The following is a 17363-nucleotide window of genomic DNA, read 5'->3' as shown; positions in this document are numbered from 1 at the left end:
AAGCTAAGCCTTACAGCGCCGATGGTACTGCAGGGGGGACCCTGTGGGAGAGTAGGACGCCGCCGAACAATTCTTCTGAAGAACCCCCATCCGGGTCCCGGATGGGGGTTCTTCGCATTTCCGGATCATCTCACCTGCTGGTGAGCGGAACGACACCAGCAGGTGGTCCTAGGTCCACCCCGGAATTGGGGTGCCATGGCCAGTGTGGGTGGTGGACGGTTCGTGAAGACTGATGGAGGACGATCGGTACCGGCATCAGGAGCTTCCCGTGACAACAGCGAGTCGTACGAGCGGCGCCTCCGTACGCGCTCAGGCCCAGGCGGCCTTCGTCGCCGGCGGTGAGGGGCTGGCGCGGCTTGCCGTGGTGGTGCTGGCGGCGGTGCCCGGGGCGGCTCTGCCGGTGGGTGCCGCGGTCTTCTCGGGGGCGGTGACGGCCCGGGTCCTGGAGTCGTACGAACTCGGGCTCCTCCTCGCCCTTCTGGTGGCCGTGGCTGTCGGCGGAGCGGTGGCCGCCGCCAACATCCGGCGGACGGCGAACCGCACCCGCCGTCAGCTGGAGCGCTGGTTCGGCATACGGCTGCCGGCGGTCTACGAGCCCATGCCGGAGCTCGAGCAGGACGGCCGGGGGCACTGGTGGACGGGCTACACCTACCACCGGTCGCAGCTGGTGGCGAAGTACGCGCAGCTGGTCCACTGGGGTCTTCGGGACCGGACCACCCGCGCCGAGCTGGCCTGGCTGCTGGTGAACCCGTTCCTCGCGGTGGCTCTGGTCGGTCCGGTGCTCGTCCTGCTCGGGCTCGGTGCCGCCTACACCATGGCGGGGCCGGTGCCGGCCGACGGGTTCGGCCCGTTGAGCAGCAGGATGGTGTCCGTCGTGCTGAGCGCCGTGCTCGGGGTCGCCATGATCGCCGTCGGGATAGTCGTGGCACCGCTCGCGGTGCGCTGGTACGCGGAGGTGGCCCGCCGGGTGCTGGACCAGGACGGCCGGGCGACGAACGCCCAGCTGACCAGGCGGGTGGCCGAGCTGACGGAGACGCGGGCCGACGCGGCGGGCAGCCAGGCGGCGGAGCTGCGGAGGATCGAGCGGGACCTGCACGACGGTGCCCAGGCGCGGCTGGTCGCGATCGGGATGACGCTGGGCACCATCGAGCACCTGATGGACACCGACCAGGCGGCCGCGCGTGAGCTCCTCGCCGAGGCGCGGCAGTCCTCGGCCCGGGCCCTCCAGGAGCTGCGGGACCTGGTGCGCGGCATCCACCCGCCGGTGCTCGCCGAGCGCGGGCTGGGCGACGCCGTCCGGGCCCTGGCTTTGGACAGCGCGCTGCCGACCGAGGTGTGCGTGAGCCTGCCGGACCGTCCGGCGGCCCCGGTGGAGGCCGCCGTGTACTTCAGCGTCTGCGAGCTGCTGGCGAACGCGGCCAAGCACTCGGAGGCGGAGCAGGTGTGGGTGGACATCCTCCACCGGGCCGGCTTCCTGCGGGTCACGGTGACGGACGACGGAGTGGGGGTGGCGGATCCTTCGCGGGGGACGGGACTGCGCGGAATCGAGAAGCGATTGGGTACCTTCGACGGTGTCCTCTCCATCGACAGCACGTCGGGCGGACCCACCACCATCACCTTGGAGTTGCCGTGCGAGTTGTCCTCGCCGAGGACCTCTACCTCCTTCGCGAAGGCCTGATCCGGCTGCTGGAAGCGCATGGCTTCACCATCGCCGCGGCGGTGGAGACGGGGCCCGAACTGCTGGAGGCCCTGCTGACCCACCGGCCGGACGTCGCCGTGGTCGACGTCCGGCTGCCCCCGACGCTCACCGACGAGGGCCTGCAGGCCGCGCTCAAGGCGCGGCGGGAGATCAAGGGCCTGCCGGTGCTCGTGCTGTCCCAGCACGTCCAGCAGCTCTACGCGCGGGAGTTGCTGGCCGACGGCACCGGCGGGATCGGCTACCTGCTGAAGGACCGGGTGTTCAACGCCGGGCAGTTCATCGACGCGGTCCGCCGGGTGGCGGCGGGTGGTACGGCGATGGACCCGGACGTGATCGCCAAGCTGATGCAGACCACCTCGCGTCGGCCCGGTCCGCTGCTGGGGCTCTCCCCGCGCGAGCGCGAGGTGCTGGAGCTGATGGCCGAGGGCTGTTCCAACTCGGCGATCGCCGCTCGTCTCTCGGTGAGCGACGGCGCGGTGGCCAAGCACATCGCCAACATCTTCAGCAAGCTCGGACTCGCCCCCGACGAGGACGCCAACCGCCGGGTGATGGCCGTCCTGGCCTATCTCAACGGCACGGCGGAGCAGGCCCGCTGACGATCCGGCCGGTCCCCGTTCCGGCCCCGCGCGATGCCGGGCCGGGTCCCGCACCACCGCACGGTGACACCCCAGGCTGTGGAAACGCCTAAACACGTGTACGAGTAAACTCCGGTGGGCCGAGCCCGGAGGTTGCTTGCCCAGCCGTCCGGCGGCCCGACCAGCGGCACCCGGCAGCCGAGGCAGCGTACGGCAGCAGCCGACATCCAGGGGTTGATAGACGTAATGGCACGCCCAACGCTCACCAAGGCCCATCGGGGCCTGCTCGGCCTGGTCGCGGCCGGTGCCTTCATCATCTCGGGCATCGGCTTCGCGGGTTCGTACAACGCGGTGCGCGAGCTGGCCGTGGAGAAGGGCTTCGGAGCCTTCTCCTATGCCTTCCCGATCGGCGTGGACGCCGGCATCGTCGTGCTCCTCGCGCTCGACCTGGTGCTGACCTGGCTGCGAATACCCTTCCCGATGCTCCGGCAGACCGCCTGGGTGCTGACCGTCGCCACGATCGCCTTCAACGCGGCCGCCTCCTGGGGCGACCCGCTGGGCATGGGGATGCACGCCGTCATCCCGGTGCTCTTCGTCGTCGTGGTCGAGGCCTCGCGGCACGCGGTCGGCCGGATCGCGGCGATCACGGCGGACCGCCACATGGAGTCGGTCCGGGTGATGCGCTGGATCCTCTCCCCGGTCCCGACCTTCCGGCTCTGGCGGCGGATGAAGCTCTGGGAGCTCCGCTCCTACGACGAGGTCATCCGACTCGAACAGAACCGTCTGGTCTACCGGGCGCAGCTGCGCTTCCGGTACGGCCGTGGCTGGCGCCGCTCGGCACCGATCCAGGCGCTGCTGCCGCTCAAGCTCGCCAAGTTCGGCGTTCCGCTGGACCCAGCACTGCTCGACCGGCTGGACGACGAGGGCCGTGAGCGCGAGGCCAAGGAACTGTCGAAGGACCAGCAGGCGCAGGAGGCCGTCCCCCAGGAGGGCCGCGCCACCGCGGCCATCGCCCCGGCTGCCGGGGCCGGCGCCCCGCGGCAGGCCCCGCACCCGCAGCAGGCACCGCAGGCCGTCCAGCAGACGGCGCCGCCGCAGACGGTCCCGCAGCCTGCCCCGCAGGTGCAGCAGGACCAGCCCGAACAGCCCCAGCCCCAGCCGCAGGCGCCCGCTGCCGTCGCGCCGATGTCCGCGGAGGTCGCCGCACCGATGCTCGCGAAGCTGGCCGCCGTGCGGTTGCGGGCAGCCCAGGAGCCGGACGGGGTGGCCGACGCCGTCCCGCAGTCGCGCGGCGAGGAGCTGAACGTCTGGACCGAGCGCCCGGTCCGCACCACCGGTCACCCGGCGGACGCGGCCCCGGGCGGCCGGGTGCCCGGGCAGGCCTCGCCCTGGTTCAAGCCCCCGCGCCCGGTCGCCGGTGAGCCCGCCGCCGCTCCCGCCGCCGAGCCCGTGCCCGGTCCGCAGATCCAGGACCCGGCCGGCCCGCAGCAGCAGCCCGAGCAGTCCGTCGAGTTCGAGCAGCCGGTCCCGGCCGAGGAGCGTGCCCGCACCGAGCAGCCGACCCGCACCGAGCAGCCGGTCGGTGCCGAGGAGCGCGCGGTTCCCCCGGCTCCCGCGCGCCTCGACCCGGACCTCGCCTACGAGGCACTCGTCTCGTACATGGACAGCTACGGCCACCAGCCCGACCCCCAGCGCCTCGCCGACTGGCTGACCAGGGAGTTCGGCGTCACCGGCAAGGGCCCGGACGGTTCGGTCCACCCCAAGGAGGTCGCCGACCTGTACCCGGAGCTGAACGAGCGCTACGCCGCCGCCGGGAGGGATTGACCGCGGCCGCCACCGGCCCGGGCTCGTCCGGCCATTGACGCCCGATCCCGCCGGAGCTACCTTCGCCTCAACAAATTGTTGAAGCGCTGGTTCGGCATGGAGGAGTGCGGATGACACGGGTCGGGGTCGACGGGAACGGACCGACGGACGGGGCCTCCTTCTCCACCGCGGCCCGCGCCGCCGTCGAGGCACTGCTCGCCCCGGTCGACGCCGACCTGGCGCGCCGTTACCCGGGCGAGCCCGGGACCAGGCAGCCGGTGCACACCGTCTACGTCCCGGCCGACGCCTTCGGCGCCGACACCGTGCGGGAGTGGGGCCGCCGGGCCCTGGAGTCCTTCGACCGCCACGCCGTCACCCCCGCGCAGCTGGCCCGTGCCCTCGGCGTCGCGGACGACGAACTGCTCGCCGACGTCCACGCCCGCGTCCGCGCCAAGCTGGTGCGCGAGCCGGTCGAGGACCTGCGGATCGACTTCGAGGACGGCTACGGCCCCCGCCCCGACACCGAGGAGGACGCGGACGCCGTCCGCGCCGCCGGACTGGTCGCCGCGGCGGTGGCGGCCGGCGACGCCCCGCCGTACCTCGGCATCCGGATCAAGTGCATGGAGGCCGCCGTCCGGGCCCGCGGCATCCGCACCCTGGAACTGTTCCTGGCCACCCTGCTGGCCGGCGGCGGGCTGCCGGAGGGCCTGGTCCTGACCCTGCCCAAGGTGACCTATGCCGAGCAGGTCACCGCGCTGGTCCGGCTGCTGGAGGACTTCGAGGAGCGGGCCGGGCTGCCCGCCGGCCGGATCGGCTTCGAGATCCAGATCGAGACCACCCAGGCGATCCTCGGTCCGGACGGCCGGGCCACCGTGGCCCGGATGATCGAGGCCGCCGAGGGGCGCGCCACCGGCCTGCACTACGGGACCTTCGACTACAGCGCCGCCTGCGGGGTGAGCGCGGCCCACCAGAGCATGGACCACCCGGTCGCCGACCACGCCAAGGCGGTCATGCAGGTGGCGGCCGCGGGCACCGGGGTGCGGCTCTCCGACGGTTCGACCAACGTCGTCCCGACCGGGTCCACCGGGCAGGTGCACGCCGCCTGGAAGCTCCACCACGACCTGGTGCGCCGCTCGCTGGCCCGCGCCTACTACCAGGGCTGGGACATGCACCCGGCACACCTGCCCACCCGCTACGCGGCGGTCTACTCCTTCTACCGGGAGGGACTGACGGCGGCCGCCGCCCGGCTGGCCGCGTACGTCGCCGGGGCGGGCGGCGACGTGATGGACGAGCCGGCCACCGCCCGGGCGCTGAGCGGCCACCTGCTGCGCGGGCTGGACTGCGGTGCCCTCGACCTCGCCGAGGTCACCGCGCTGACCGGCCTGGACCGCGGGCGGCTGAACGCCCTGGCCGGGCGCTGACCCCGCCGTACCCGCTCGCCGCACCCGGTCCTCGTGCCCGGTCCTCGTGCCCGGCCGTCGTGCCCGGCCGTCGTGCCCGGCTCTCGCACCCGGTCGTCCGCGGCCGATGACGCCTCCCGTCGCACGGCAACTAGGCTGGCGGTGCCGTCCCGCTCTCCGGGACGTGCGCCGTCAGCCTTCACCGTCCTCGGGAGGACCCCCGCACCATGTCCGCCACGCCGGAGCCCACCGCCAGGCCGTACCTGACCATCCGGCGGGCCGGCAGCCACGAGACCGAGATCAAGAAGTCCCGGTTCATCTGCCACCTCGCCCGGGTCACGGACGAGGAGGAGGCCCAGGCCTTCATCGCCGGCATCCGCAAGCAGTACTGGGACGCCCGGCACAACTGCACCGCCTTCGTGGTCGGCGACGAACAGCGCCGCGAGCGCTCCAGCGACGACGGCGAACCCGGCGGCACGGCGGGGGTGCCGATGCTGGAGGTGCTGCGCCGGCGCGGGCTGACCGACACGGTCGCCGTGGTCACCCGGTACTTCGGCGGGATCAAGCTCGGTGCGGGCGGCCTGGTGCGGGCGTACGGGAACGCGGTGTCGGAGGCGGTGGACGGGATCGGCCTGCTGGAGCGCCGGCCGGTGGCGCTGCTCGCGGTGACGGTGGACCACGTCCGGGCCGGGCGGGTGGAGAACGACCTGCGGGCGGCCGGGTACGCGGTGAGCGACCTGGCCTACGAGGCGACCGGGGTGCGGATCGAGGTGGGCGTGCCGGAGCCGGACGTGGCGGACTTCCACACCTGGCTGGCCGAGGCGACCGGCGGCACCGCGGTGGCGGTCCCGGCCGGCCGCACCTACGTCGAGGTGCCGGTCTGACCACGGTGGCGGGTGCCGTCCGGTGAGGCCCGGGAGGCGGACGATCCGTCGGGCGGACCGCCCGTGACCGGCCGTTTCTCGTAGCCCAGGCTGCTCGCCACGCGGAAGACCGCTTGAGCAGATTCACCCGAACGTAGTGTCGTAGCCCGGAGTTGGAACTTCCGCTCCGGGCTGTGGCGTTTCCTGGGCAAGGATCCGGCAGAACCGGACGAAACCATCGATGGAGGACACAGGACCCCACCCCGCACCGCGGAGGTATGCGCATGGCCTCAGACCGTTCGACCTCGAATCCCCAGTCCGCGACGAACACGACGACCTCGAACCGCCCCACGAACCGTCCGACTTCGAACCACCCGATCGCGAACCACCCGACTTCGAACCACGCGGCCCCGAGCCGGCCCGCCCCGAACCGCGTCCGCTCGCACGCCGCCGCCGACCTGCCCGGCCCCCGCGGCCCCGCGACGCCCTACCGGATGACGGTCACCACGGCCCTGACCCACGCCGACGCCGTCGCCCTGGCCGACGAGCAACTGGCCTCCTGGCTGAAGCAGGAGGGCTTCGAGGAGCCCCCGCCGGTCCGGCCCGCCGCCACCGGGCAGGGCGCCGAGCCGGCTCCCGGCCCCGAGCGCCTCCGCCTGGGCGAGCGGGTCCTGCTCGACCGCGACCACGGTCCGCTGCGCGGCGACCCGAGCGCCGGCCGGTACGACCGCCGCCGTCTTCGCACCCCGGCCCCGCACGGCACCCAGCAGCTCACGCTCACCGTGGCCACCGGTTCCGAGGGCCCCACCTGGGTCCGCTTGGAGGCCGAGACCCACAGCACCGGCAGCGGAGTGCGCACCCCGTGCCGGGTGCCGGTGCCCGAGCTCGCCCGCACACTCCTCCCGCTGCTCGACGCCACCGACGGGCCGACCGTCGTCCGCTCCGCTCCCCGGGTGATCACGGCCGATGAGGTCGACGCCCTGATCGACGAGCTGTGCGACCCCGAACGCAGACTGCCCACCGTGGTGGCCAGCATCCCGGTGAACGAGCCGCTGGACGGCTGGGTCCAGGACGTGGTGGTCCCGCTCTGCCAGCAGCTGCCCGGCCTCGCCACCGCCTACGTGCTGGACCCCGGCGCCCGCACCGGGTTCAACGTCGCGCTGGAGTACCACACCGTGTACGGCGGGGCGGTGCGCACCTACCTGCCCGAGGTCGACCCGGCCTCCCGGCAGGACAGCACCCGACATCCGGTACTCGCCCGCAGCCGAATAGAAGAGGATCCGCGCCGCGCCGCCGGGCTGCTCGCCCGCGAGCCGCGCCGCCTGGCCGCGGAGCAGCCGCTGCCACCGCCGTTGGCGGCCGTCCCGGTGCTGCGCGTCCCGCCGCCGCAGCTCCGCCGCACCGCGGAGCAGGCCGCCGAGCAGGCCGTCGAGCGGACGTCCGAGCACCCCGTCGAGTGCGCCGCCGAGCAGACCGCGGAGCAGGCCGCCGACCTGGCCGGGGAACGGGCGGCCGGCCGTCCCGGCCCGTACCGGGGCGTCGAACTGGCCGCGCTCGCTCGCGAGGAGCAGCAGGACCGCGCCGAGCAGCAGGCCAGGGCCGACGAGCTGGAGCGGGTCCGGCACACCCTGCGCCTGGAGCGGCGGGACCACCGGGAACGGGGCCCGGGCCGGGAGGTCCGCGACGGCCGGGACATCCGGGAGGGCCGCCTCCGCTCCGGGGCCCGCGCCCTCACCGGCCGCCACTGCGTCGTCCCGGGCAGCGGCCCGGCCGCCGGGCCGCACTCCGCCGCCCAGCCCCCCGACCGCCGCGGCACGCCCGAGACCTTCACCGAACTCATGGCCAGACTGGGCGAGTTCCCACTGGTCACCTTCACCGGTGACCAGAAGGTCGCGCTCGCCCTGGACGAGCTGCAGTGCGCCGGTGCGGGCTGGGCCCGGCTCGCCTGGGACGGACTGACGGCCCTCCAGGAGTACGCCGAGGCGGCGGTGCGCGGTGCGGCCGGCGGGGACTTCAAGCAGTGGTGCGAGCGCACCCCCGAGGGCTGCCACCGCTTCCCGCCCCGCAAGGCGGTGCGCGGGGAGTCCCGGACGGTGTTCAGCCACACCAAGTGGAAGCGCGAGCGGATGCTGCCGGTGCCGGAATGCGTCGACTCCTCCCGGCGCGCGTTCATGGGTGCGCACCTGCGGATCGGCGGTGGTCGCACCGCGCCGCGGCTGCACTACCTGGACGACTGTTCCGGCAGCGGCCGGATCTACGTCGGGTACATCGGTCTGCACCTGACCAACACCCGGACCAACTGAGCGGCTTGGCTGACCGCCACGCCCGTTCGGGGGACAATGTCCGGCAGCGGCGGGTCCACAGGCCCGCCGATCGCCCCGGGCAGGCGCCGGACGAGCATGGGGGAACGACGACCGATGCAGCACTCAGCAGACGGCCGGTCCGACGGCACCGCCACCGTCCAGTTCCCCCGACCGGGCTTCCTCGCCTCGGTCTTCCGCGACCTCGGCACCGAGGAGGGCCGGGAACCGGGCGCCGCCGCCGGCCGTCCCGTCGAGAGCCCGTCCGGCGGGGGCCCGTCCGGAGAGAGCCCGTCCGGCGACGGGCCACCCGGTGACGGCCCGTCCGGTGCTGCCGCCACCGCTGACGGCACGGCCGGACCGGACCCCGTCGGCCCCGCTCCCGGCGGGGCCGACCCGGACGCGGCCGTGGCGGCGCACGCCCGGGCCGCCGCCCTGACCCACCACCGCACGCTCACCGTCCAGGCCGAGCACGACCGGCTGGCCGACCTGCTGCGGCGGGCCGCGCTGCCCGTCTCGGCCATGGACTTCGAGAGCCAGCTGCGCCACTACCAGCCCCGCCCCTACCCGGCCGACGGCCCCGGCGCCGACGCCGAGGAGCAGCCCGAACCCCGCTGGGAGGACTTCGCCCCCGCCGAGCCGCCCGCGGCCGACCCGCAGAGCGGCCCGTCCCGCCGGCTGCTCGACTCCGGCTACCAGCGCGAACTGGCCCAGGCACGGCTCACCCACCAGCGGGCCCTGCGGGAGTGGCGCACCCGTCGGGCCGAGGCCGGCAGCCCGGCCGCCGACGAGTCCCGGCGCGCCCACGAGGCGGCCGAGGAGGCCCGGGCCCGCGCCGTGCGCGAGTACAACGAGAGCCTGGAGGAATGCCGGAGGGCCTACCGGCTGGCCGAGCCGGCCGCCGTGGAGTCGCTGCTGGAGCGGGCCCTGGCCGCCGCGGAGACCGCCACCCAGGACCTGCCCGCCCCCTGCCGGGCGGTCTTCCGCCCGCTCACCCGCGCCGCCGTGCTGGACCTCGACCTGCCGCCGCTCGACCTGGTGCCCTCGCTCACCGGCTACCGGCTCGCACCGGACGGCGACGTCCTCCCGGTGCCGCGCCCGCCCGCGGACCGGGCCACCGACTACCTGCGGCTGGTCGCCCGGCTCGCCCTGCGCGCCCTCCAGGCGGCCGACGCCGTGGACACCGACGAGATACTCGCCGGTGTCGTCCTCAACGGCTGGCTGCGCGACCCCGCCTCGGCCGAGCCGCTCTGCCTGGTCAGCGTGGACGCCGACCGCGACGCACTGGCCCGCACCCGGCTGCTGCCGCCGGGCACCCCGTACGAGGAGCGCGACGACGAGGGCGTCTACGCCGACGCCGAGCAGGACGAGGCCCTGGTGCGGCTGCGCCGGCTCGGTGCGGCCGTCACTCCGGACCCGTACGACCGGGTGGGTGTCCAGCCGGCCGCCCGGGCCGGGGCCACCGTGCCGGCCGCCTCCGACCTGTCCGCCAACGAGTTCGCCCAGCTGGTGCGGGACCTGCTGACCCGCGGCGGGATCGCACAGTGGAGCGTGCGGCTGCGCGGCCCGGCCGGGCTGGTCGCCACCGGTGAGGGCGCGCCCGGCACCGCGCTGCCCGGCCGCTGGGTGGTGTGGGCCTCCCGGGACACCGCGCCGGTCGGCGTCGAGCAGATCGAGACCCTGGCCGAGGCGGTCGGGGAGGAGGCCGCCGAGCGCGGACTGCGGCTGACCACCGGCCGCTTCACCGAGGAGGTGCTGGACCTCACCGCGGAGGAGGGCCACCGGCACATCCATCTGATCGACGGCGCCGGCGTCCGCGAACTCGCCCACACCCACCTCGGCCTGCCGCTCGCCACGGGAGGCTGACCGGTCCCCGCCCGCGGCCCCCGTCGCCCGCTCCTGCCGACCGCCGCTCGCCCGCCCGGCCGGCCCGGTGGCGGCGTCACTCGGACGGCCCAGTCGACGGCCCGTCCGAGGGGCGGCCCGGGACACCCGGGCCGAGGCTGGGGGAACCGCACCCCGGCCCCGGCACCCCCGGGTGATCACGGCCGAACGGGCGTCCGGTACGGTCGGCGGTCGGCCCGGCCACGGGCGGATCCCAGGGGGAGAGGAATGGGCAGAGCGCTCGGCGGACCACTCGGCACAGGCCCCGGCGACGACCCGGCCGGACGACCCGCGGCGGAGCCGGCCCGATGACCGCGGTCCTGGTCGCCGCCGCGGCGTTCCTGATGACCCTGGTCGGCGGTTTCGTCGCCCAGCGCACCCGCGACCGCCGCCACCTGGTGCTCGGCTTCGCCGCCGGGCTGATGCTCGGCGTGGTCGCCTTCGACCTGCTGCCCGAGGCGCTCCACCAGGCCCCCGGCGAGGTGCACGGAGTGCCGCAGGCGCTGCTGATGTTCGCGGGCGGCTTCCTCACCATCCACGTGGTCGAGCGCGCGGTCGCCATCCACCGCGGCCACGAGGGCGAGTACGCCGCGCACTCGCACGGCCACCACGGCCACGCCCATTCCTCCGGGCGCCAGGGCATCGGGTTGACCGCCGCGCTGGCCCTGGTCGGGCACAGCGTGATGGACGGCTTCGCGATCGGCGCCGCCTTCCAGGCCGGCAGCACGGTCGGCACGGTGGTGGCCATCGCCGTGGTCGCGCACGACTTCGCCGACGGCTTCAACACGTACACGATCACCCGGTTGTACGGGAACAACCGGCGGCGGGCGCTGACCCTGCTCGCCGCGGACGCGCTGGCCCCGGTGTCCGGCGCGGCGATCACCCTGGCGTTCACCATCCCGGGGCACCTGCTCGGCCTCTACCTGGGCTTCTTCTCCGGATTCCTGCTCTACCTGGCGACCTCCGACATCCTCCCCGAGGCGCACAGCCCGCACCCCTCGCGCAGCACCCTGCTCTGCACCGTGGCCGGGGTCGGCTTCATGTGGCTGGTGATCGGCCTCGCCGGCTGAGGCTGTACGGCCCGGGCCGTACAGCTCCGGGCCGTACGGCTTCGGGTCGGACTCGGGCGGGACTCCCGCCTGCCAGGCCGCCCGTCGGTCCTCAGACCGTAAGCCGCCCCCAGCACTCCCGCATCGAGGCCAGCGCCTCGGTGATGGCCGGCCGCCGGGAGGCCTGGGAACGCCAGAGCGCGAACACCCGGCGGCTCGGCTCCGGAGTCACCCGGCGGGCCGCCACGCCGGGCGGCAGCGGGCCCCGTCCGAGCCTCGGCACCAGCCCCATCCCCAGACCGGCCGCGACCAGCGCGATCTGCGTCTCGAACTCCCCGACCTGGTAGCGCACGTCCGGTTCCTCGCCGGCCTCGCGCAGGGTGCGGACCAGCCAGTCGTGGCAGATGTTGCCCGGCGGCACGCTGATCCAGCGCTGCCCGCACAGCCGCTCCACCGGCACCGGGTCGAGTGCGGCCAGTCCGTCGTCGGCGGGCAGCAGCAGGTCCACCGGGTCCGTGCCGAGGTCCATCCGGGAGACCCCCTCCTGCACCGGCAGCGGCACGGTCGGCCAGTCCTGCACCAGCGCCAGGTCCACCTCGCCCCGGGCCACCAGCTCGGCCGCCGGGTACGGGTCGCGCTCCAGCAACCGGACGTCCAACTCCGGGCAGCGCCGTCGCAGATCGGCCAGCGCCCCGGGCATCAGCCCGCGGGCACCGGAGGGGAACGCGGCCACCAGCAGCCGCCCGACGGCCCGGCCGCGCTGCTCCTCCAGCCGCACCTCGGCCCGCTCCACCAGTCCCAGCACGGTCTGCGCGGTGGCGGCCAGCTCGCGTGCCGCGTCGGTCAGCACCACGCCCCGGCCCTGCCGCTCCAGCAGCACCGTCCGGGTCTCCCGCTCCAGCTTGGCGATCTGTTGCGAGACCGCCGAGGGCGTGAAGCCGAGCGCGGCCGCCGCCCCGCCGACCGAGCCGTGCACCGCCACCGCGTGCAGCGCCCGCAGGCGTCCCAGGTCCATCATGCAGCGATCCTAAAGTGTCCCCTTCAGTATTCATCGCTGGTGCTACACAGTCCGGCCCACCATGCTCGTCCCATGACCGCGACGACCACCGCCGCCCCGAGCGGCCCGCCCAGCACGGGCGGTACCGGCACCACGAGCAGCACCGGCACCACGAGCAGTCCCGGCGGCGCGGCCGGCCGGGGCGGCATGAGCCCGCGCCACATCGCGCTGGCCGTCCTGGTGGCCGCCGTCTGGGGCCTCAACTTCGTCCTGATCCACGTCGGCCTGGACAGCTTCCCGCCCCTGCTGTTCTGCGCCCTGCGGTTCGCCGTCGTCGCGGTGCCGGCGGTCTTCTTCGTCGGCCCGCCCAGGGTGGCCTGGCGCTGGGTGGTGGCGGTCGGTGTGGTCCTCGGAGTGGTCAAGTTCGGGCTGCTGTTCCTCGGCATGCACGCCGGGATGCCGGCCGGGCTCTCCTCCCTGGTGCTCCAGGGACAGGCCGGCTTCACCGCGCTGTTCGCCGCCGTACTGCTGCGCGAACGGCCCGGCGGGCAGCGACTGGCGGGTCTGGCGGTCGCCTTCGCCGGCATCGCGCTGAGCGCCTGGGACCAGGGCGCCGGCGGACCGCTCGGGGCCTTCGTCCTGGTCGTCCTGGCCGCCGTCGCCTGGGGCCTGGCCAACGTGCTGACCCGCAGGGCCGCCCCGCCGGACGCGCTGCGCTGGATGGTCTGGGTCAGCGCCGTCCCGCCGCTGCCGCTGCTGGGCCTGTCCCTGCTGGTCGAGGGCCCGGAGGCGGACCTCCGCGCCCTGCGCGACATCACCCCGGCCGGACTGGGGGCGATCGGCTTCGTCGGGCTGGTCTCCACCCTGTTCGGCTTCGTCGCCTGGAGCTTCCTGCTGCGCAGCTACGACGCCACCGCCGTCGCGCCCTACTCGCTGCTGGTGCCGGTGTTCGGGATGTCCTCGGCCTGGCTGCTGCTCGGCGAGCGGATCAGCCCGACGGCCGCCGCGGCCGCGCTGCTGGTGATCGCCGGGATCGGGATCACCGCCCTGCGCCCGGGCGCTCGGGCCCGTCTCGTCGGCCGCCGCGGACCCGGGAACGAGCGGCAGGGCGCGCCCCGGGACGCGCCCTAGCGTCGTGGCGGCCCGGCCGCGAGGAAGCGGGCCTCGGCGGAGCGCAGCACCCGCAGCAGCACTTCCTCGTCGGCGGGGCTGACCTCACCGAAGTACTCCTGGGCCACCTCGTCCCGGACCTGCCCGATCCGTTCCACCGCGGCCCGGCCGGCCTCGGTCAGCAGGACCCGTACCGCCCGCCGGTCGGCCGGGTCGGGGCTGCGTTCGACCAGGCCGGCCTCCTCCAGCGCGTCGACCACGGTGGTCGCCGAGCGCGGGGCGATGTGCAGCTTGTCGGCGAGGTCGCTCAGCCGCATCGCGTGGTCCGGGGTCTCGCAGCCGGGCACGTGGGCGAGGGTGCGCAGCGCCCGGGCCTGGCCGGGGGTGATGCCGTACGGCTCCAGCCGCCAACCGGTCTGACGGCGGATCCGCTTGATCGCCCTGGTCATCGCGTCGGCCAGTTCGGCGGCGGAGTCCGGGGTGCCGAGGCGGGGACCGGAGGAGGAGTCCGCCGGTTCGTCGGTCGGCGTGGTGGTCATCGGCGGTCTCCTCGGCTGGCGGTCGCCCCAGGGTAGCGGCCGGTCCCGGGCCCGCGGCCGACGGTGGAGGACGATCGCGGAAATATGTTGAGCCTAGCTCAGTAGTTGGGTTAGCGTTGCCTCAGTGAGGGGACCCTAACTTCCCCTCCCCGACTCTGGAGGGCCCATGCCCCGCTCCGAAGCCCGCGTCGCCACCGACCGGCCGGGCCGTTACGCCAAGCAGCTCACCGCCCACATGGGGCGCAAGATCGAGGCCGTCTACTCCGAAGAGGCCGGCCGCGGCACGATGGTCTTCGGCGCCGGCACCGCCACCCTCGAGGCACAGCCCGACGCGCTGCTGCTCACCGTCGAGGGCGAGCGCGAGAACCTGCCCGGCCTGGAGGACGTCGTCGGCCGCCACCTGGTCCGCTTCGGCGCCCGCGACGAACTCGTCATCGAATGGCACCGGGACAACGGCGAGCCCGGCCTGGTTCACCGCAACGAGGACCCCGAGGCCTGACGCCCCCCGACACCCGGCCGGGGCAGCCACCGGGCCGGCGCCCACAGCACCAGGACGGCCAGGCACCAGCTCGCCACCACGTCCAACAGCCAGTGGAAGTCGCTCCACACCAGCCCCGCACCCACCCCGAGCGACAGCAGCACCGCACCCGCCGCCAGGACCCGGGCCGCCCGCGGCCCCGCCACCCGGGCCAGCAGCAGCGCCGCCACCCCGTACGAGATCGTCGCGGTCGCGGTGTGCCCGGACGGGTACCAGCCCCACTGGCCCGCCGCCAGCGGCTCCCCGAGCGGCCCCGGCCGGGCGAAGGCCCACTTCGCCGGGACCACCAGCAGCGGAATCAGCGCCGCCGTCAGCGCCGCCACCGGAAGCGGCAGCCACCAGCGCCCCGACCCGGCCCGGCGCCCCCGCCAGGCGGCCGACGCGCCCGCCAGCAGCAGCACCGGAACCGCCGGGACACCGCCGCCCAGGTCCGCCAGCAGGTGCCCGAACCGGTCCAGCAGCGCGCTCGGGAAGTCCAGGTGAGCCGTACGGACGGCCCGGCGGACCCAACGGTCCACGCCGAGCAGCGGCCCCTCCGCCGCGACCTGCCAGGACACCACCACCAGCAGCACCGCCGCCACCATCGGCACGGCCACCGACCGCGCCGCCCGGCCCGGGACGGCGGACAGCCGCCCCGGAGCAGGGGGGAGAGCTCCGGGGCGGCCCTGATGATCGCCGGTCCGTGCGCCCCGGGGGGTGTGGGTCGGACGGTCGGCCGATCGGCCTTCGGTGTGCGCCGGCCCTCCCGGGCCGGCCTGGTCGCCCCCGCCCGGCACCCGCGGAACCGGCCCCGGACGGGGCCCCGCGGACGGCCGCGCCGAGGGCTCAGGCTCGCTGTCCATCTGCGATGACACTACGTCAACAGCCCTTCCGCACCGAGCGCCTCCAGCGATCCCGCACATCATCTTCACCCCGCGCCGGGCAGCCCCCGGCGACCCGTCGATCATGCCCCGGCCGCCCGGACGGCGCCCCCGGAAACCGAACGGCCCGTGCGGACCAGAGGTCCCCACGGGCCGTTCAGCGCTGTCCGGACAACCCTCCGGAAGGGGGTTTCACGACCTGACGGGCGACACCGCTCAGAGGGCGGCGAACGCACCCTCCAGGATGTCCAGGCCCTCGTTCAGCAGGTGCTCCGGCATGACCAGCGGCGGCAGGAAGCGCAGCACGTTGCCGTAGGTGCCGGCGGTCAGCACGACCAGGCCCTCGGCGTGGCAGGCCTTGGCGATGGCCGCGGTGGCCTCCGCGTTCGGCTCCTTGCCGCCCGGCTTCACCAGCTCGACGGCGATCATCGCGCCGCGGCCGCGGACCTCACCGATGATCTCGTGCTTCTCCTGCAGGGCCCGCAGACGGCCCAGCATGATCTCGCCGATCCGCTGCGCCTTGCCGTTGAGGTCCTGCTCCTTCATCGTCTCGATGGCGCCGAGCGCGGCGGCACACGCCACCGGGTTGCCGCCGTAGGTGCCGCCCAGACCACCGGTCTGCGCGGCGTCCATGATCTCGGCGCGGCCGGTCAGCGCGGACAGCGGCAGACCGCCGGCGATGCCCTTCGCGGTGGTGATCAGGTCCGGGACGATGCCCTCGTCCTCGCACGCGAACCACTGGCCGGTGCGGCAGAAACCGGTCTGGATCTCGTCCGCGACGAACACGATGCCGTTCGCCTTCGCGAACTCCACGATCGCCGGCAGGAAACCCTTCGCCGGCTCGATGAAGCCGCCCTCGCCCTGGATCGGCTCGATGATGATCGCGGCGACGTTCTCGGCGCCGATCTGCTTGTTGATGGTCTCGATCGCCTGCGCGGCGGCCTCGGTGGCGGCGTTCTCCGCACCGGTCAGCCAGCGGTACGGGTAGGCGACCGGAACCCGGTAGACCTCGGGAGCGAACGGACCGAAGCCCTGCTTGTACGGCATGTTCTTCGCCGTCAGCGCCAGGGTCAGGTTGGTGCGGCCGTGGTAACCGTGGTCGAACACCACGATGGCCTGGCGCTTGGTGTAGGCGCGGGCGATCTTCACCGCGTTCTCGACGGCCTCGGAGCCCGAGTTGAACAGCGCGGTGCGCTTCTCGTGGTCACCCGGGGTCAGCTCGTTCAGCTGCTCGGCGACGGCCACGTAACCCTCGTACGGGGTCACCATGAAACACGTGTGGGTGAAACTGGCCAGCTGCTCGGTCGTCCGGGCCACCACGGCCTCGGCGCTGTTGCCGACATTGGTCACGGCGATGCCGGAACCGAAGTCGATCAGCGAGTTGCCGTCCACGTCCTCCAGCACGCCGCCATTGGCACGGGACACGTACACCGGCAGGGTGGTGCCGACACCGGCCGCCACCGCACCCAGCTTGCGGGCGTGCAGCTCCTGCGACTTCGGACCGGGGATCGCGGTGACCAGGCGGCGCTCCTGCGGGAGCGGCGTTGCGGCGCTCATGGGGTTTCTCCAGACTTCTCGGCTCGGTGCTTCGCAGGCTACGGCCGCCCTCCCCACCCCGGCACGCGCCACTCGGTAGCAGTGAGCCGTCCGACTTGTCCGGCACGGCCAGCACGGGCGAGGCGACTACCCGAAGGCCACGCTCCACTACCCTGAGCGCGGGCGTGTCGCCGGTACGGCGGCATGGGT

The 17363-nt window shown here is 74.5% G+C and carries 14 protein-coding genes; 10 read left to right on the top strand and 4 right to left on the bottom strand.

Translation table 11 applies throughout. From position 1 onward, the window contains the following. Positions 1–268 precede the first annotated feature (268 nt). From AB0E96_RS13240 to AB0E96_RS13205, 8 genes are all read left to right on the top strand, one after another. The gene (locus AB0E96_RS13240) at positions 269–1678 is read left to right on the top strand and encodes a histidine kinase (protein WP_359822316.1); all 1410 of its coding nucleotides are present in this window, start codon (positions 269–271) and stop codon (positions 1676–1678) included. Further along, positions 1630–2295, top strand: coding sequence for a response regulator transcription factor (locus AB0E96_RS13235; RefSeq protein WP_359822314.1), 666 nt, complete (start codon positions 1630–1632; stop codon positions 2293–2295). Before AB0E96_RS13240 ends, AB0E96_RS13235 begins: the two co-directional genes overlap by 49 nt. A gap of 225 nt (positions 2296–2520) precedes the next feature. Beyond that, entirely contained in the window at positions 2521–4098 is a 1578-nt protein-coding gene (locus AB0E96_RS13230; RefSeq protein WP_359822312.1) for a DUF2637 domain-containing protein, read from the top strand. A gap of 110 nt (positions 4099–4208) precedes the next feature. Further along, a complete protein-coding gene (locus AB0E96_RS13225; RefSeq protein WP_359822309.1) occupies positions 4209–5498 on the top strand; it encodes an aldolase in 1290 nt (429 codons plus the stop codon). 206 nt (positions 5499–5704) lie between these two features. Next, positions 5705–6361: a YigZ family protein gene (locus AB0E96_RS13220; protein WP_359822306.1), complete on the top strand. Its 657-nt coding sequence runs from the start codon at positions 5705–5707 to the stop codon at positions 6359–6361. 473 nt (positions 6362–6834) lie between these two features. Then, positions 6835–8643, top strand: coding sequence for a hypothetical protein (locus tag AB0E96_RS13215; protein ID WP_359822305.1), 1809 nt, complete (start codon positions 6835–6837; stop codon positions 8641–8643). A gap of 114 nt (positions 8644–8757) precedes the next feature. After that, entirely contained in the window at positions 8758–10506 is a 1749-nt protein-coding gene (locus AB0E96_RS13210; protein WP_359822302.1) for a restriction endonuclease, read from the top strand. Between the two features lie 326 nt (positions 10507–10832). Beyond that, the gene (locus tag AB0E96_RS13205; RefSeq protein ID WP_359822299.1) at positions 10833–11594 is read left to right on the top strand and encodes a ZIP family metal transporter; all 762 of its coding nucleotides are present in this window, start codon (positions 10833–10835) and stop codon (positions 11592–11594) included. Positions 11595–11685: 91 nt separating this feature from the next. On the opposite strand, the gene AB0E96_RS13200 is transcribed toward AB0E96_RS13205, so the two are convergent. Continuing rightward, on the bottom strand, positions 11686–12591 hold the full coding sequence (locus AB0E96_RS13200) for a LysR family transcriptional regulator (RefSeq protein WP_359822298.1): 906 nt from the start codon (positions 12589–12591) through the stop codon (positions 11686–11688). A 186-nt stretch (positions 12592–12777) separates the two neighbouring features. Here AB0E96_RS13200 and AB0E96_RS13195 point away from each other — a divergent pair, with 186 nt between their 5' ends. Further along, positions 12778–13701, top strand: a complete 924-nt coding sequence (locus AB0E96_RS13195) for an EamA family transporter (protein WP_359822322.1) — start codon at positions 12778–12780, stop codon at positions 13699–13701. Here the strand turns inward: AB0E96_RS13195 and AB0E96_RS13190 are convergent. Beyond that, positions 13698–14219: a MarR family transcriptional regulator gene (locus AB0E96_RS13190; protein WP_359822295.1), complete on the bottom strand. Its 522-nt coding sequence runs from the start codon at positions 14217–14219 to the stop codon at positions 13698–13700. The genes AB0E96_RS13195 and AB0E96_RS13190 overlap by 4 nt on opposite strands. A gap of 166 nt (positions 14220–14385) precedes the next feature. On the opposite strand from AB0E96_RS13190, the gene AB0E96_RS13185 reads away from it, so the two are divergent. Next, on the top strand, positions 14386–14718 hold the full coding sequence (locus AB0E96_RS13185; protein ID WP_359822292.1) for a DUF2218 domain-containing protein: 333 nt from the start codon (positions 14386–14388) through the stop codon (positions 14716–14718). Here the strand turns inward: AB0E96_RS13185 and AB0E96_RS13180 are convergent. After that, positions 14691–15353 carry a phosphatase PAP2 family protein gene (locus AB0E96_RS13180; RefSeq protein WP_359822288.1) on the bottom strand — a complete coding sequence of 221 codons (663 nt, stop codon included), beginning with the start codon at positions 15351–15353 and terminating at the stop codon, positions 14691–14693. The genes AB0E96_RS13185 and AB0E96_RS13180 overlap by 28 nt on opposite strands. A gap of 480 nt (positions 15354–15833) precedes the next feature. Continuing rightward, positions 15834–17174: a 4-aminobutyrate--2-oxoglutarate transaminase gene (gene gabT, locus AB0E96_RS13175; RefSeq protein WP_359822286.1), complete on the bottom strand. Its 1341-nt coding sequence runs from the start codon at positions 17172–17174 to the stop codon at positions 15834–15836. Positions 17175–17363 lie beyond the last annotated feature (189 nt).

The sequence above is a fragment of the Kitasatospora sp. NPDC036755 genome (assembly GCF_040636595.1).
Lineage (GTDB): Bacteria > Actinomycetota > Actinomycetes > Streptomycetales > Streptomycetaceae > Kitasatospora.
This window is presented reverse-complemented; position numbering and strand designations above follow the sequence as displayed.

Bases quoted from the DNA above. Each gene is read 5' to 3' on its own strand.
- AB0E96_RS13230 (WP_359822312.1), top strand. From the start codon at position 2,521: ATGGCACGCCCAACGCTCACCAAGGCCCATCGGGGCCTGCTCGGCCTG.
- AB0E96_RS13225 (WP_359822309.1), top strand. From the start codon at position 4,209: ATGACACGGGTCGGGGTCGACGGGAACGGACCGACGGACGGGGCCTCC.
- AB0E96_RS13220 (WP_359822306.1), top strand. From the start codon at position 5,705: ATGTCCGCCACGCCGGAGCCCACCGCCAGGCCGTACCTGACCATCCGG.
- AB0E96_RS13215 (WP_359822305.1), top strand. From the start codon at position 6,835: ATGACGGTCACCACGGCCCTGACCCACGCCGACGCCGTCGCCCTGGCC.
- AB0E96_RS13210 (WP_359822302.1), top strand. From the start codon at position 8,758: ATGCAGCACTCAGCAGACGGCCGGTCCGACGGCACCGCCACCGTCCAG.
- AB0E96_RS13205 (WP_359822299.1), top strand. From the start codon at position 10,833: ATGACCGCGGTCCTGGTCGCCGCCGCGGCGTTCCTGATGACCCTGGTC.
- AB0E96_RS13200 (WP_359822298.1), bottom strand. From the start codon at position 12,591: ATGATGGACCTGGGACGCCTGCGGGCGCTGCACGCGGTGGCGGTGCAC.
- AB0E96_RS13195 (WP_359822322.1), top strand. From the start codon at position 12,778: ATGAGCCCGCGCCACATCGCGCTGGCCGTCCTGGTGGCCGCCGTCTGG.
- AB0E96_RS13190 (WP_359822295.1), bottom strand. From the start codon at position 14,219: ATGACCACCACGCCGACCGACGAACCGGCGGACTCCTCCTCCGGTCCC.
- AB0E96_RS13185 (WP_359822292.1), top strand. From the start codon at position 14,386: ATGCCCCGCTCCGAAGCCCGCGTCGCCACCGACCGGCCGGGCCGTTAC.
- gabT (WP_359822286.1), bottom strand. From the start codon at position 17,174: ATGAGCGCCGCAACGCCGCTCCCGCAGGAGCGCCGCCTGGTCACCGCG.